This window comes from Paenibacillus cucumis (ex Kampfer et al. 2016), assembly GCF_019748695.1.
In the GTDB taxonomy this organism is placed as follows: domain Bacteria; phylum Bacillota; class Bacilli; order Paenibacillales; family Paenibacillaceae; genus Paenibacillus; species Paenibacillus polysaccharolyticus.
This window is the reverse complement of sequence record NZ_JACLIC010000045.1, coordinates 106,510-121,428: the sequence shown is the minus strand read 5'-3', so window position 1 is coordinate 121,428 and position 14,919 is coordinate 106,510. Positions and strand designations below refer to the sequence as shown.

The 14,919-nt window shown below is 46.2% G+C and carries 15 protein-coding genes; all 15 read right to left on the bottom strand.

The genetic code is table 11. The features are described from left to right. Positions 1–132: 132 nt before the first annotated feature. Positions 133–1,425: an arsenic transporter gene (gene arsB, locus H7T88_RS24965; protein ID WP_221790954.1), complete on the bottom strand. Its 1,293-nt coding sequence runs from the start codon at positions 1,423–1,425 to the stop codon at positions 133–135. Between the two features lie 94 nt (positions 1,426–1,519). Beyond that, on the bottom strand, positions 1,520–3,559 hold the full coding sequence (locus H7T88_RS24960) for a methyl-accepting chemotaxis protein (protein WP_221790952.1): 2,040 nt from the start codon (positions 3,557–3,559) through the stop codon (positions 1,520–1,522). Between the two features lie 200 nt (positions 3,560–3,759). After that, complete coding sequence (locus tag H7T88_RS24955; RefSeq protein WP_154891427.1) at positions 3,760–4,824, bottom strand: EAL domain-containing protein; 1,065 nt, start codon at positions 4,822–4,824, stop codon at positions 3,760–3,762. Positions 4,825–5,042: 218 nt separating this feature from the next. Beyond that, on the bottom strand, positions 5,043–7,316 hold the full coding sequence (locus tag H7T88_RS24950) for a bifunctional 2',3'-cyclic-nucleotide 2'-phosphodiesterase/3'-nucleotidase (protein WP_154891428.1): 2,274 nt from the start codon (positions 7,314–7,316) through the stop codon (positions 5,043–5,045). A 501-nt stretch (positions 7,317–7,817) separates the two neighbouring features. Then, on the bottom strand, positions 7,818–8,234 hold the full coding sequence (locus H7T88_RS24945; RefSeq protein ID WP_090918752.1) for a pyridoxamine 5'-phosphate oxidase family protein: 417 nt from the start codon (positions 8,232–8,234) through the stop codon (positions 7,818–7,820). Positions 8,235–8,691: 457 nt separating this feature from the next. Next, the gene (locus H7T88_RS24940) at positions 8,692–9,150 is read right to left on the bottom strand and encodes an NUDIX domain-containing protein (RefSeq protein ID WP_154891429.1); all 459 of its coding nucleotides are present in this window, start codon (positions 9,148–9,150) and stop codon (positions 8,692–8,694) included. A gap of 27 nt (positions 9,151–9,177) precedes the next feature. After that, the gene (locus tag H7T88_RS24935) at positions 9,178–9,957 is read right to left on the bottom strand and encodes a LamB/YcsF family protein (protein WP_154891430.1); all 780 of its coding nucleotides are present in this window, start codon (positions 9,955–9,957) and stop codon (positions 9,178–9,180) included. Continuing rightward, positions 9,954–10,979 carry a 5-oxoprolinase subunit C family protein gene (locus H7T88_RS24930; protein WP_154891431.1) on the bottom strand — a complete coding sequence of 342 codons (1,026 nt, stop codon included), beginning with the start codon at positions 10,977–10,979 and terminating at the stop codon, positions 9,954–9,956. Before H7T88_RS24930 ends, H7T88_RS24935 begins: the two co-directional genes overlap by 4 nt. After that, positions 10,976–11,716 carry a 5-oxoprolinase subunit PxpB gene (gene pxpB, locus H7T88_RS24925; RefSeq protein ID WP_154891432.1) on the bottom strand — a complete coding sequence of 247 codons (741 nt, stop codon included), beginning with the start codon at positions 11,714–11,716 and terminating at the stop codon, positions 10,976–10,978. The genes H7T88_RS24930 and pxpB overlap by 4 nt, the downstream gene beginning before the upstream one ends. A gap of 9 nt (positions 11,717–11,725) precedes the next feature. Further along, positions 11,726–12,301, bottom strand: a complete 576-nt coding sequence (locus H7T88_RS24920; protein ID WP_090918761.1) for a histidine phosphatase family protein — start codon at positions 12,299–12,301, stop codon at positions 11,726–11,728. A gap of 28 nt (positions 12,302–12,329) precedes the next feature. Further along, the gene (locus H7T88_RS24915; protein WP_154891433.1) at positions 12,330–12,896 is read right to left on the bottom strand and encodes a DUF1572 family protein; all 567 of its coding nucleotides are present in this window, start codon (positions 12,894–12,896) and stop codon (positions 12,330–12,332) included. A 24-nt stretch (positions 12,897–12,920) separates the two neighbouring features. Further along, the gene (locus H7T88_RS24910) at positions 12,921–13,250 is read right to left on the bottom strand and encodes a DUF952 domain-containing protein (RefSeq protein WP_154891434.1); all 330 of its coding nucleotides are present in this window, start codon (positions 13,248–13,250) and stop codon (positions 12,921–12,923) included. 47 nt (positions 13,251–13,297) lie between these two features. Further along, complete coding sequence (locus H7T88_RS24905; RefSeq protein ID WP_221790950.1) at positions 13,298–13,855, bottom strand: GNAT family N-acetyltransferase; 558 nt, start codon at positions 13,853–13,855, stop codon at positions 13,298–13,300. 29 nt (positions 13,856–13,884) lie between these two features. Next, the gene (locus tag H7T88_RS24900) at positions 13,885–14,298 is read right to left on the bottom strand and encodes a ribosomal maturation YjgA family protein (RefSeq protein WP_312027655.1); all 414 of its coding nucleotides are present in this window, start codon (positions 14,296–14,298) and stop codon (positions 13,885–13,887) included. Further along, on the bottom strand, positions 14,295–14,846 hold the full coding sequence (locus H7T88_RS24895; RefSeq protein ID WP_221790948.1) for a GrpB family protein: 552 nt from the start codon (positions 14,844–14,846) through the stop codon (positions 14,295–14,297). The genes H7T88_RS24900 and H7T88_RS24895 overlap by 4 nt, the downstream gene beginning before the upstream one ends. Between the last annotated feature and the right edge of the window lie 73 nt (positions 14,847–14,919).

The window sequence follows — 14,919 nt, the reverse complement described above, 5'->3', positions numbered from 1 at the left end:
AATGTTTTTTTCTTTCTAACTATAAGAAACGTAGAAGTTGATCAAAAAAGGCGCCTCATATGATATGTATTACACATATCATATGAGGCGCCTTTTCATTTCTATCTCTATTTGTAAGCTCGATGCTTATTGTTATCCCAAGATCCACAGCCATAATGCTAAACCGGCCAATGTAATCAACAACGTTGGAATGGTTAGAATAATGCCTGCCTTGAAATAATATCCCCATGTAATCTTAACGCCCTTGCGAGACAATACATGTAGCCATAACAAGGTTGCAAGCGACCCAATCGGCGTCATCTTTGGACCTAGATCCGAGCCAATGACATTGGCATAGATCATAGCTTCCTTAATGATACCCTCGGTGTGTGCACCTTGAATGGCGAGCAGATTAATTAATACCGTTGGTAAATTGTTCATCACGGATGATAATACCGCAGCGGTCAGGCCCATACCTAGCGATGCTGCGAACAGACCATAATCCGCTATAGCATCAAGCCAGCTGCTCAGATGATCCGTTAATCCAGCATTACGCAAACCATAAACAACAATGTACATCCCTACCGAGAAGACAACAATAGACCAAGGTGCTTCCTTAACCACCCTTTTCAAATCTACCGCTTCGCTCTTGCGTGCAAGTATACCGAAAAGCAGGGCCACCGCACCTACAATAACGGAGACGGGAATCGGCAGAAATTCACTGGAAGCGTAAGCTACGAGCAATAGTCCCAGCATAAACCATGCAATCTTGAACACCCGTGGATCACGGATGGCTTCCTTGGGGTCACGAGCGGCCGTGACATCATACGTCTGCGGGATGCTTTTACGATAAAACAAAAACAACATCGCCGTACTCGCTGCAATAGAGAACAGATTAGGCACAAACATACGTATCGCATACTCTACAAATGTAATGCCAAAGAAATCGGCAGAAACAATATTCACCAGATTGCTGACCACGAGTGGCAATGAGGTCGTATCCGCGATGAAACCACTTGCCATGACAAATGCCAGCACCATGCGCTCATCAAACTTTAAAGCACGAACCATTGCCAGAACAATCGGTGTCAGAATCAACGCAGCGCCATCATTGGCAAACAAGGCAGACACCGCAGCCCCCAGTAAAATAGAATAAAGGAATAATTTACGTCCGTTACCTCCGGCCAGCCGGGCCATATGAAGGGCAGCCCATTCGAAGAATCCAGTCTCGTCCAAAATCAATGAAATCATAATAATGCCAACAAAGGCCAGCGTAGCATTCCACACAATCGAGGCCACATCCGAAGCATCATTGAAACTAACTACTCCTGCTGCCAAGGCAAGGATTGCCCCTCCCGAAGCGCTCCAGCCAATGCCGATGCCACGAGGCTGCCAGATCACCATCGTAATGGTCAAAACAAATATTAATATTGCTACATATACCATAGTTCCTCCTGCTGTCCTGTACAATTGCCCATAAGAACCAGACGATATATTTATACAGGGACGCAAGAGGAATGTCTATATTTATTTTTTGCTATTATTTTTTGCTATTATCTTTTACGGGATCATCCATCATTTTGAACATACCCAGCAATCCTTGTAACTGTTCAGCCATACTATTCAAATGTGCAGAAGACGAAGCAATTTCCTCAACAGAAGCCAGTTGTTCTTGCGATGAAGCCGATACAGATTCGGTACTCGCCGCAGATTCCTGAGTGACGTTCGAGATATCCGTCATCGTCTGAGCCACATGAGAGGCACCATTCTCCAATTGTTTCGTCGTTTCGGATAGTTCATCCAGCGTATGAACAGCATCCTCCACCGCTTCACGAATTTGGGCGAAGGATTTTCCAGAAGTATTTACAGCCTGTATCCCCTCACCAACACGGCTTTGGGCAGCATTCATCGCTGTTAGGGCAGAGTCCATGTCCTGACGAATATTATGCACAAGTTCACCAATCTGAGCCGCGGAACTACCCGATTCTTCAGCCAGCTTGCGTACCTCTCCAGCTACGACTGCAAATCCACGTCCTGCATCCCCTGCTCTTGCTGCTTCAATAGATGCATTCAGTGCGAGAAGGTTGGTCTGTTTGGAGATAGATGCAATGACATCAACCATACTACCAATCTCAACTGAACGGGCATTAAGAGACTGCACAACATCTCCTAACTGTTCCACCGTTTCCTGGATGATATTCATCTGTTCAACAGCTTCTCCCGCTGCTTCATTCCCTGAAGATGCTGCCCCGGATGTATTTCGCATGGCTGTAGTTATGGATTGTACACGCTCTGACATCTGACGGACGTCTTCTGCCATACGGCTCATCTGTCCAGAACCGTCCTTCACACTATTCACTTGTTGCTCTGCACCCTCGGCCAGTTCTTGGATCGCCATCGTTGAATGTTCAATGGCTTTGGTTGTTTGGTCTGCACTCGCAGACAACTCTTGTGAAGAAGCGGATACTTGTTCTGCCGTTTCCTGCACACCCAGAATCATCATGCGTAAGTTATCCACCATGCGTTCAAAGTACTTCGCGAGTTCGCCCATTTCATCTTTACGTTTACTATCCATCTTCACGGTGAGGTCGCCTTTACTTACAGCTCTTGCATTTTCCTGCAACCGTTTAATCGGGCTCACTAACGAACGAGTGAACCAGATAATAAAGATAAGGGCTAGGAATACAGAAGCCAGAAGAACGATAAGCGTAGCAAGTCTTATTTCCTTACTTGCGTCGGTGACTTCACTCTTGAACATCGTACCTGCAATTTTCCAACCCGTTGCTTCATTCGTAGAGAAAATCATGGTTTTGGAACGGCCTTCGTAATCATAGTCAAATTGACCTTCCTTGCCATCATACATTTGATCCAACACGCCGCTCTTTTCCTGTGTACCTACTTCTTGTACAGGAGAAACAACAACATGTTTATCTTTATCCAGAATAATAACGTACCCTTCTTGACCAACCTTAATCGCAGCCTGATCCCGTAGATCGGTCAAATCAAGTGACAAGCCAATTACAGCGGATTGATCCTTAAGCGTTTTGGAGATAAAAACAACCGCTACGCCATCTGTATTTTTGGTGACAGGTGAAATAGCAACCGTACCCGGCTTATCCATCGCGAGCTTATACCACTCACGCTCTCTTGGATCATAAGCTTCTCCTCGCTGGCTACTCTCTGTTGGCTTGCCGCGAACCATGACTCCTTCTGTCGACCCTACAAAAATATTTAAAACATCCGGATGCAGTCCCAGATACTGAGCAAGCTTGGTTTGAAGCTCCGTGCTATCATTTTCTCCTTTGATCAAGGACGGTTCGAGTGAATCCGAGAAGAAATTAATGTCAAAAATTTTGTTATTAACCTGACTTTCGACAATCTTATTAGCCGTACTTACGCTCTGAAGGGCACTGTCGTTCAGTTGTGCTTGTACTGTATCTTCCGCGATATACAAAGACACCAAGCCAATTGCCAAACTTGGTACCAAAAGAACAACCAAAAAAGAAACGAGCATTTTATTGCGGATATTCCAGACAAAAGCTTTCTTTTTACTTTTCTTTTTGTTCTTAGTCTCTTTCAATCGGTTCTCCCCCTTGTATTATGTCACCATGCTCCCAGCTATGTATGAACTTCTATTGGTCTATACTATATATCGGCTAATGACAGAGTTTTTTTGAATAAAAACAAAGTTCACGACAAACAAGTCACTTCAAGGGGAAAGTGACTTGTGCTGTAATGTTAATGTTCAATGTTAATGTTTAATCCAAAGGTGAACGACAGTTATCTCGCTTCTCTGTACGATGGATCTGAATATGGACCATCGGGAGGTCGTGCTGCGGGTTTACCAAAATAATATCCTTGTGCAAGTTCAATTCCAACCGATCGGCAGAAATCAAACTCCTCCATTCGTTCGATCCCCTCGGCAAGCACTTTGCCTCCAAATCGATTGGATAACTGAACAATATTTCTGATCTTCTGTTGCTTCACTTCATCCTGATCACAATAGTCGATCAGGCTGCGATCAATTTTCACAAAATCCGGCTCTAAGCGGTTCATTAGTTCGATCGTCGAAAATCCAGCGCCTACATCATCCAATGCTACGGACATACCGCGAGATCGATAAACTTCAAAAATATGCTGCAATGTAGACAGTTGCTGGATCTGTTCAGTTTCAACGACTTCAAAAACGAAATCTTTCGGATCGAGCGAGAGACGTTCTATCGCCTCAAATGTATGTGTCAGGCAATATTCGGGGTTATAAATAGAGGAAGGCAGGAAATTAACAAAACGTTTCACACCGCGAGGCAGATATTTGGCGCTTGTCTCAATGGCCTTAATACGGGCAGTACGATCCAGAAACGAATGCAGTCCCGTTTCGCGAGCTACTTCAAACAATTCATAGGAACTAAATGCTCTCCCATGTTCAGCCGGACGAAGCAAAAACTCATATCCGATAATGCACTTTGAGGCATCTACAATCGGTTGCATATAACTGGTAAACTGGCGTTCTAAAATAGTAGAAACGATATCAGCATATTTGATTCTGGCATGTTGCATGGATAGACTAATCCACTCACTCTTAAAATCATCGGTGAATGGTTCCGTTACAGACTTTAACAGAACGGCCAGCGAAATCGACAATATCTTCTCCATATCTATAATCTCTTCCATCCGATTCTGTAACTCCTGTACGTCTGAAAAATGGAACCAAAACATCTCTTCTGAATAATCAACATACCTTCCCTTGGTTTGCAGCGCTTCCAGCAAAGCAGGGGAGACGGGACGCAGGTACAAGGTACCTTGGCTCTCTATCGGATAGATCGGACTGCAGCCACTGCAATTCATGTAGAACCCCCTTGCCAGTTTATCAAGCTACATCATTAATGTTACCAAGTTTTATACCCAAAGTTTGTAAATAGTATATCATGGGTCTAGAAATTAATCTCTAATGTTTTAATGACTTCCTATATGATGTATACAGAAACATTTGTATTCTTTCTTGCCACAAAAAAGACCAGCAGTCTGATGACTGCCAGTCTTTTGACTATACCCTTTATTAGAATCTATGAAACAGGAATGACAATTTTTTGTCCAACTTTCAGGTTATACACATTGGTGATTTTGTTTGTTTTGACAAGTACACGCCAGTCCACACCATGTTTTAAACCGATGCGATACAGGTTGTCCCCTTTTTGCACCACATATACGACTTTATGGTTCGTAGCTGGTTTCTCCGGCTGTGGTTTTGGTGTTGGTGTAGGTTTTGGCGTCGGCGCTGGTGTTGGTTCGGGTTTCGGTGTCGGAGCCGGGCTTGGTTCAGGTTTTGGTGTTGTTGCTGCCTCACCTGTCAGTTTCAATCCGTACTCTGCGAACCCATCTTTATTGGTACCAATAAAGGACATAGCCGGATTCGCCTCTACCAGATCCTTCGCATCTGGCGAAGAAGCAAATACCACCTCAAGGTCATTCAGCGCTGCCGCAGTTACACCAGCAGAAGGTTTAATTGGTGCTAGCGACCAGTTGCCATCCGCTGTCGGGTTAATCGTTTTGTTCTCACGGATATAGTCGATAATCACTTGACGGTTCTCATCCGGTGCAGCCAGAACGATACGTTTACCGTCCGGGTTAGCCAATTTGGATGAAGACGCACGATAGTTATTCGTTGCTACGATGAATTTTTGTGCTGGATCTACCGGCTTGCCTTCGAAGCTCAAGTTTTTGATCCGGCTGGCCGATGCATTAACCACTGTCGCTTTACTATCGTACTTAGCTGGTTGTGTAACATCAATCTGGTAGGTTACACCATCGATAACATCAAAGTTATACGTTGGGAAATCCATATTAATTAATTGTTGCTGACCGCCTTTAGCCGGATCAATCTGGTTAAATTGGCCTGCTGACCATTCTAACCACTCTTTCAATTCGGCACCATTCACCATTACAGCGTGTACCGTGTTTGGATATACATAAAGGTCTGCCACGTTTTTGATGGCAATCGTACCTTTAGGAATGTTGGTGTAATACGAAGCACCAGAACGTCCACCTGCTTTGAAAGGTGCACCCGCAGACAGGACTGGGACATTCTCATAGTCAGTGCCTTGCAGTTTCTTTTCCACGTACCACTTCTGTGCATTCGTTACGATCTGAATGGATGGGTCATCCTGCACCAGAGCGAAGAAGCTGTTGATCGGTGCTGTCGTTTCGCCAACCGGACCACGTACATATTCCAGTGTGCCTTCGTGCTCGTCATGGACAGCATCAACGATTGCCTGATCCGCATCTACCAGCGGTTTTTTGTTCGCGGTATCGTAGATTGGACGTGCTTCTGTTTTGGAATCAACCACTTTCCATTTGCCGTCCACTTGCTCCAGGTCCAGATCAATGATTCCGAGGTGATCACCCCAGAAACCAGGCTCTACAGCAGGAACACCATTGATTGTACCCTTTTCCAGATCGACTCCTTTTTTACCTTTAAAGTCTGCACTAGGGAATACTTTGTGGGCATGTCCAAACAGAATGGCATTAATGCCTTCCACCTGGCTCAGGTACAGCACGGAGTTCTCCATCAGGTCGGTTTGCGGAATATCCTCGAATCCCGAGTGAGGGATCGCTACGATAATGTCCGCACCTTCGGCTTTCATCTTTGGAACAAACTTTTTCGCAGTAGCGATGATATCCTTGGCAATCACCTTACCTTCAAGGTTAGCACTGTCCCATTGCATGATTTGCGGCGGCACAAATCCGATCACGCCCACTTTAATGGTATGCTCCTTGCCGTTCTCATCCGTTACTTTTTTGTCCAAAATTTTATAAGGAGTGAAGTAGTTTTTGTCATTTGTTTCATCTTTGTCACCATCGTCTACATAAACATTGGCATTGATGTAAGGGAAGTTTGCTCCCTCCAGCGTCATGTCAAGGAAATCGAGACCATAGTTGAATTCATGGTTACCGATGTTACCTGCATCATAATCGAGCAGATTCATCGCTTTATATACAGGGTGAGTTTCACCCTTTTTCAGAGGATCAATCTTCGCAACATAGTCTCCCATCGGGTTACCCTGGATCAAGTCACCGTTGTCGAACAACAAGCTGTTCTTCGCTTCCTCACGGGCTTTCTTGATCAGCGTAGCCGTTTTGGCCAGTCCATATTGATCCGTCGCTTTGTCTGAATAATAGTCATAGTTGATCAGGTTGTCATGAATGTCCGTTGTTTCCATGATCCGCAATTTGACTTTGGCCGCATCGGCAGCCGATACAGGTACTGGAAATACCGCAAGCACGTTAAATGCAACGAAAGCGGCAGTCAGGCTTGATAACAACTTCTTACTTTTCTTCAAAAATAACCCCTCCCGGTTTATGTACATTAAATCATGCAATACCGCAAATACAGGCACAGAAAATAATAGATTTCATGGGTTGTGCGTACTGATGATCCAATGAGCACTCATCGGCGTCTTCAGGTAAGTTTATCTCACATGAACATCTATTCATATCTGTGCGTGTATTTACATATCAAATCATAACGTAATGTTAAAACAATGAAAAGCATTAATTTTTACGTTATCCGCACATAACTAGTCCATTTTACGTTTTCATGCGTGATTTCGACATATTTTGCAGTGAATAAGGAAAGGGTTAGGGTATAATTACTCAAAATCACGTATGTTACATCAATGTTACATAAAGTGCATATCTTGCTGTTTTGGGATAAAATTAAAAACCGCGAAGCCTTAGAAAAGGCATTCACGGTTGAACATTCTCTATATTTTCGTCGTCTGACAACGAGTATTCGCCAAGATAATTTGGTAATTGGCTTTACCTTGAAGCTACGCCTGAATTTATTGCTCCCACACATGATGCTCATGGTCTTTGCCTGTATATTCTATGCGAGCTGGGGTAATATCCAAGATTACATAGTTGGGATCATTAGGTCCATCGAACCATGCCTTCAACTCATCATTCCACACTTGCTCACGCAAGGATTCATTTTTAGTGACCTCACAAGTACCCTCGATCTCCACCACTTCCTTGGTGCCTCCGGCTTCGTAACCAAGCAGAAGACTAACATTCGGATTGTTCTCCAGTTCCTCTACTTTGTGCGTCTGACGGTTGGTTGCCAGATGAATATTCAGCCCATCATTGAAAATAGCCATATAACGGGATTTCGGCTTGCCATTCTCTACGGTGGAGAAACTGCAATACGGGTTATTTTCCAAAGCCTTCACAATGTTTTGTTCCAATTCGTTCTGGTTCATGGGAGTTGCTCCTTTCGGGATGGGGGAGTGTTTGAAAGCTTGGCTTTGATGCTAGCTACCAACATAGTTATGCAGTGTGACCGTTACAGTGACGAATCGTTCTTTCGATCGCTGTTATCCCCGGATTTATTATTGAATATGGTTTAATGGTAAATAATCCGGTGATAAAGGCGAGCGCTTCGCTTCTTCAGAATCGACTTCGTCCCTTTCACTACTTCTGCAGTTCTTTCATTGGTAGAAGCAGTTTCAAAGCCCAAAAGCTTTGAACTATTCTTTTAAGATTAATTGTATACAATCTATGTCTCTAACAGTCGACACAGATTCCTAATGACACAATGTACAGATGTATATTTAAGCACGATTCCTTTAACATACGCCTGTACTTATAGTGTACCCGCCTCACCTATGATGAATCCCTGAACCAGAACATATGCATGACAATTTTGAGAATGTTAACTTAATTAAGGTCTCCAAGGTAAATGCGTTGCTCTCCCTTTTTCAACAGCAATTCACCGATGGTTTTGGGATACAGGCGGATGTTGGACAGCTCCTCGAGCGCAATCCATTCTACAGCAACCTGATGATCATCCGGGTTAGAGCCTTCAAAGACTGAAGCTTTTGGATCAACCAGACTGCACTCGAAATAAAACTCCACCTGATGGATATCTGCATCCCACTCAGCAAACTCATGATTGGCACCGATGTATTCCCGGATATGTAATAGCTCACCTACCTGCACCGCCTGTCCAATCTCCTCCAGACATTCCCGAGCTACCGCATCTTTCAGTTCTTCACCCTTCTCCTGCCCACCGCCTGGAAAAACATAAGCATCACCATACTGATCTTGTAGACGAATCAGTAACAAACTTCCGTCCTGAACAATGACCGCCTTGGCCGAATTCCGTATCGGTTTCATGGTGTACAACTCCTCCATTCTCCATCTTTATCTCGCTTCATATGCGGTCAGTGCAACACCCTCCGCTTCCAGCATGCGACGAATCTCTTGAGCAAACGTAAGGGCATGTGTGCCGTCACCATGGATGCAAACTGTATCTGCTGTAATGGGAACTAAGGTTCCATCCGTAGATACGACCACTCCGTCTTTAACCATGCGAATCACCTGAGCCAGTGCTTCTTCAGATCGTTCTATGAGAGCACCTTCGTGACTGCGAGGCGTTAATCTGCCATCAGAGGTATACGTCCGATCTGCAAATACTTCATTCACGCCGCGAACACCGATTCGCTGAGCTGCCCTGATCAGCTCACTGCCTGCCAAACCATATAAATAAAGCTCAGGTTGCACCCTATAAACCGCTTCGGCAATAGCCTCAGCGAGCTTCGAATTGGTTGCCGCCATATTATAAAGTGCTCCATGTGGTTTTACATGATGCAGACGCCCTCCGCTGGCACGGACAAAAGCATCGAGTGCCCCAATCTGATACACCACCATGTCGTAGGCTTCCCGTGGTGTAATCTCCATATTTCGTCTTCCGAATCCTTGCAAATCAGGCAACCCGGGATGTGCGCCAATGGCTACCTGATGCACGATTGCCCGTTCTACCGTCAGCCGCATGACGGAGGGATCACCCGCATGGAATCCACAGGCAATATTAGCCGATGTGATCAATGGCATCATGGCTTCATCGGAATTCATCATCGTCTGATAAAAACCATAACTCTCACCAAGATCACAATTGATATCCAGTGTATATGAAACGCTCATGATATCACCTCCATTTCGGCCATTTTCCTGCGAATCAACTGATTCAGCAATCTTAAGTTCCGCTCACGTTCTATATAGAGATCACGTGCTTCTTCATGCGTAATCTCTGCAAAAGAAACGCGACTTCCGGGCCTGGCCTGAGCCAGAATGGGCAAATCAACCGCAGCTACCTGTGCAATCACAGGATATCCTCCAATGGTCTGGTGATCCGCCATCAATACGATAGGCTGCCCATCCGCAGGTACCTGCACCGTGCCAAAGGTGACCGCCTCGGATAAACGATGCAATGGCCGATCCAGCTCCAGCCGTAACCCCTGCATCCGGTATCCCATACGATCAGATTGGGGAGAGATGAGGTAATCTTCGGTATAAAATCGATCCAGGCTCTCTGCGCTGAATTCCGCACAGTCTTGACCTTGCATCACTCGAACGACAGCTTTACCGTAATAGTTCGGTCTCTCCCGCTCTGATAATAGCCATGCCGGAGCGACCATGGATTTGTTATCGCCTAATTGTTCTTCCATAAAACGCATCCATTGTCGAACCTGTTCTTGGATGCTCCCCGTATCCAGTACATCTGCCGCACCCAGAGCCCTTCCATGAAAACCACCAAACCCGGTCTTAACATCCGTACTACGGCTGCCCATTACTTCTGGTACATCGATCCCGCCAGCAAACGCCAAATATGCACGCAGGCCATGCCGGCATGCGCCAAATTTCAATACACTGCCAGCCCGTAACAGCACGGGTCGCCACAAAGGTACAGGCTGCCTATCTACCGTGGCACTGAGATCTGCACCACATAGCGAAATCAGCTGATTGGTTTGCACTTGCAGTTCCGGCCCGGACATCGTGATCTCAAGTACTGCATCGTGCCGAGAGTTACCGACAAGTATATTGGCAGCTCGGGCCGCAAACATGTCCATGGAACCGCCCACCGGCACACCGTAACGGCGATACCCTATTCTACCTTCATCCTGAACGGTTGTTAACAAGCCAGGACGAATGATCTGCATACTCATTCCTTCCCCTCCCTCCGCTCCAGTTCCACGTATTCTGGCATCGTAATGGGCTTAAAACGAACAAAGTCCCCTGCTTCAAGCAGACTTGGAGGATTCGTTTCCGGACGAAAAAGACAGATAGGTGTCCGTCCAATACACTGCCACCCGCCTGGTGTCGTTATCGGATAGATCCCCGTCTGAGAACCACCTATGCCCACCGTTCCTGCCTCTACATGAAGCCTCGGCGTAGCCCTCCTTGGTGTGGCTATTTGTTCAGGCAGTCCTCCTAAATATGGGAAGCCGGGGGCAAATCCAATCATATGTACCAGGTAATCAACCGATGAATGGATCGCTATGACTTCCTCTATTGTCAGCCCATGTTCGTTAGCCACATGTTCCAGATCCGGCCCGAACTTTCCGCCGTAACATACCGGAATAGTCACGATCCTAGGAGGATTCCCCGTCCCAATCGACTTCAAATCTTTAGATTCGTCATTGAGTTGACGCAAATGTTGTAGCAGAAGCCTACATGTGTCCTCATAAGACGATATCCAAGGATCGTAAAACAATGTGACAGACAAGTAAGAAGGCACCCACTCCACCGCAGCTGTCACAGATCCCTTTTCCAAAAGAGCACATGCTGACATCACTCTCTGATGTACCACCTCAGACAACGACTCGCCGCAGCGAATTACAATTCCACGCTCTCCGAGTGGAGATAACCTGTCCTCTGTCCAGTTATAGGAGATTGTGTCCATGGCTTTACCTCACTCCAGATGCGCACTGCAATTGTACAATTCACACTGCCATGCCTGATCCTGATGCACCATTCGTGTAATCGATGTGTTCCCCAGCTTTACGCTGATATCCAGTTCCGGTACCAGTGCCCGCAATGTATTACGAAGCACAGCCCCGTGACTCACCACGATGACTCGTCCATTCGGATGCTGCCGAAGGATATCTTCTAACGCCGCTTTCCCTCGGGAAGCACCTGTGTCCGGGTGCTCTTTTCCTAGATCGAGCAAACTCCAATCTGCTCCCCATTTCGCGACACGTTCCTCTTCTGTTGTGCCCTCCACCTGACCTCCGCCCATTTCACGTAATCTCGGGTCGAGATGAATCTCCTGAATACCAAGCCGATCTGCGATAACACGAGCCGTTTCACTTGCCCGCTCCAAGTCACTGGCGTAGATGGCATCCCAGGATTCCTCCGCCAGCCTCGCCGCTAACAAAGCCGCCTGTTCTCTGCCCTCCTGATCAAGCGGATTGTCTGTCTGTCCCTGCGAACGTTTTTCTTTATTCCATGCCGTACTGCCGTGACGTATCAACGCAATTTGTGTCATCGTTTGTAATCCCTCTTTTCTCTAAAACTCATTCAAGCTCGTCCTCTGTAAAATGTTTTCTGGTCTTTGGTTTCAAAAACTTGCCTTCGTTATAAGTATTTGACCCGTTTCTGGGGATAGAAAGACTATCCCACGACGTTTCTTTTAACATTTTGGCCGTGTGCACAATCTGCCCCACATGGTACGGATAATGCGCCAACTGCCGCATAATCGCCTCCATAATGGTATGGCCCTCATTCCGAATATATATGATCTGAGACATGTGATCCGGAGTAAACGAACGCAGCGCTCCCAGCAGACAGTCCCAGCCCTCTTCCCACTTGGCAAGCAACTCTTCCCTCGTATGAAAATCACCCACGAATTCGGCATCACGCTCACGCCATGGTTTCTCACCATCCGTTGTTAGCACATCCGTCCAGCGGGATCGCATATTGCCCCACAAATGCTTTACGATGACCGTAATACTGTTGGTGTCCTCGTTCCACGTTTGAAACAACTGCTCCGTCTCCAATTGCTCCATTGCGCGTTCACCAAGCTGCTTGTAGTAAAGGAACTGTTTCTCCGCTGTTTCCAAAAAAGCCTGATTCATGTCCATCCGTCTTACCCCCATTTCAGAAAGTTATGCCGGGAAAGAAAACGTGCCGTCTGCATTCGGTTCAAATTTCAATACCTTACTTACTGCATCCAGATTCAACTCTCCATAGATGTGTGGAAACAGCTCATTTAATTCATACAAATCTTCATAGACCAGCTCTGCCTTCAACGTTCTCTCTTCAATCCCGAGCAGCAACAGGTCGGTACGTCCCGCATAATACTGTTCAGCTACCCATGGAATCTGCTCTGCGGTGGAACAATGAATAAAGCCGTCCGTTTCTAAACTCTCTGGTGCATATGTGTCTCCTTTGGACACTTCCTCCCATACGGAACGGGAAATAATGCTATAGATCATAAGGTTTCCTCCTTGGTCGCTGTAAGACAGCTCATGTTAATCTAATATTATAGATCATCCCGGATGCGGGCGTACATTTTCTGGTCGGTAAACACACCTTTAATTTTCAACTGCTTGCGTAACACCCCTTCTTGCACCATGCCCAGCTTTTCCATCACACGCGCAGAGCCGATGTTGCCCGCATTGCATTTACCCTCCAGCCGGTTACACCCCAGTTGCTCGAAGCAGTAATCAACGATAGGTTGCATGGCTTCCGCGGCAAGCCCCTTGCCCCAATAGGCGCTACCAATGGCGTACCCCAGTTCCCCGCTCTGCATGAATTCATCCAGATGGAAAATGCCACCTCTTCCAATCAGCGTTCCCGTTTCTTTCAGCACAAAAGCCCAGAGATATACCGTTTTTTGCTCATAGTTTCGCAGCACTCGCTCCAGATAACCGATGGAATCATCCTTGCTTTGATGGCACTGCCACAAGCTTTGCTCACTAACTTTCGGGTCAGATGCAAATGCATAATATTCATCGAGGTCATCCATCGTAAGACGTCTGAGGTACAACCGTTCGGTTTCAAACTCAGGGGATGCTGCAAAAAGTTTATCGATATTCATTCAGCGTACCTCCTATTTATGAATTGACTCTATAAACGTATAAATCTAGTCAAGATAAAACGGTCTATAAAATAAACACATAATATGCCGATTAGGTATCGGATTAAATCATTAACTAGAAATCCACGACCCAATATCAGAGCTCCCAACAACGTCGAACGCAGATCGTTCAGCCAAGGTACCTGAATCATTTGAGAGAATTCAACGACCCAACTGAATATAACACTGATCCAGACTGCTCTCGCACGGCTCAAGTGAATGAATACCATACGTACGCCAAAATAGATCATGCCTGCCCATAGCGCATCTCCAAAATGCTCATACATCCATTTCGGCAAAACCGCTCCATATGTTCTGGAAGCTAGTCCCGCTGCCATCGTGATGATCACGGCGATGAAGTAGACCCATCTATTTTTAATGGACAGCCCGTTCTGATGCTTCACAGCCGTCCATCCAGAACCTTTAAGATGAATTCGGTTTTGGCAGTGGTATACGATTCTCTGTCGTCTTTATTCTCATCTGCAAGCTTGATTTTCAGTTCGGCGTAGGCCTTCACCAAATCCGGCCGAGATCTCAGTGCATCCCGAAACCGGATCTGTCGCTCCCAGCGTTCCTCATCTGGACGCATGAGATGCAGATGCACAGCTCGTTTCCCATCTTTAACTTTGACCCAGAATCGTCTGTATTCCCGGCCATCCAGTTCAGGCGGAACGTAGTTCCAGCCTACAGGGTTCAACTTCTCGGCAATGCGCTCCATGTCATCCCAGGACTGCACCTTCCCCATCAGATCAATAATTGGCTTGGCAGACAAACCAGGTATGGATGTGCTCCCTATATGTTCGAATGTATGTATTTCCAGGTGTTTCAAAAGCTCTCTTAACTGCGCAATTTCTTCCTCAGCCTGCGCACTCCAAGCGGGGTTAGCTCCTACAACTTCTACAGGTTCCGTGGCCCATGCAGGCCAATTCTCCGGGTTCATCTGATCGGTCATTTCCATAATCACTCCTCGAAGCTCGATTCTATGTTCAAAAAAGGAGACGCATAAGTACGCCTCCCTCATAGTA

Bases quoted from the DNA above. Each gene is read 5' to 3' on its own strand.
- H7T88_RS24940 (WP_154891429.1), bottom strand. From the start codon at position 9,150: ATGAAACCGATACGGAATTCGGCCAAGGCGGTCATTGTTCAGGACGGA.
- H7T88_RS24930 (WP_154891431.1), bottom strand. From the start codon at position 10,979: ATGAGTATGCAGATCATTCGTCCTGGCTTGTTAACAACCGTTCAGGAT.
- pxpB (WP_154891432.1), bottom strand. From the start codon at position 11,716: ATGGACACAATCTCCTATAACTGGACAGAGGACAGGTTATCTCCACTC.
- H7T88_RS24935 (WP_154891430.1), bottom strand. From the start codon at position 9,957: ATGAGCGTTTCATATACACTGGATATCAATTGTGATCTTGGTGAGAGT.
- H7T88_RS24945 (WP_090918752.1), bottom strand. From the start codon at position 8,234: ATGAACCAGAACGAATTGGAACAAAACATTGTGAAGGCTTTGGAAAAT.
- H7T88_RS24920 (WP_090918761.1), bottom strand. From the start codon at position 12,301: ATGACACAAATTGCGTTGATACGTCACGGCAGTACGGCATGGAATAAA.
- H7T88_RS24905 (WP_221790950.1), bottom strand. From the start codon at position 13,855: ATGAATATCGATAAACTTTTTGCAGCATCCCCTGAGTTTGAAACCGAA.
- H7T88_RS24915 (WP_154891433.1), bottom strand. From the start codon at position 12,896: ATGGACATGAATCAGGCTTTTTTGGAAACAGCGGAGAAACAGTTCCTT.
- H7T88_RS24955 (WP_154891427.1), bottom strand. From the start codon at position 4,824: ATGAATTGCAGTGGCTGCAGTCCGATCTATCCGATAGAGAGCCAAGGT.
- H7T88_RS24910 (WP_154891434.1), bottom strand. From the start codon at position 13,250: ATGATCTATAGCATTATTTCCCGTTCCGTATGGGAGGAAGTGTCCAAA.
- H7T88_RS24895 (WP_221790948.1), bottom strand. From the start codon at position 14,846: ATGACCGATCAGATGAACCCGGAGAATTGGCCTGCATGGGCCACGGAA.
- arsB (WP_221790954.1), bottom strand. From the start codon at position 1,425: ATGGTATATGTAGCAATATTAATATTTGTTTTGACCATTACGATGGTG.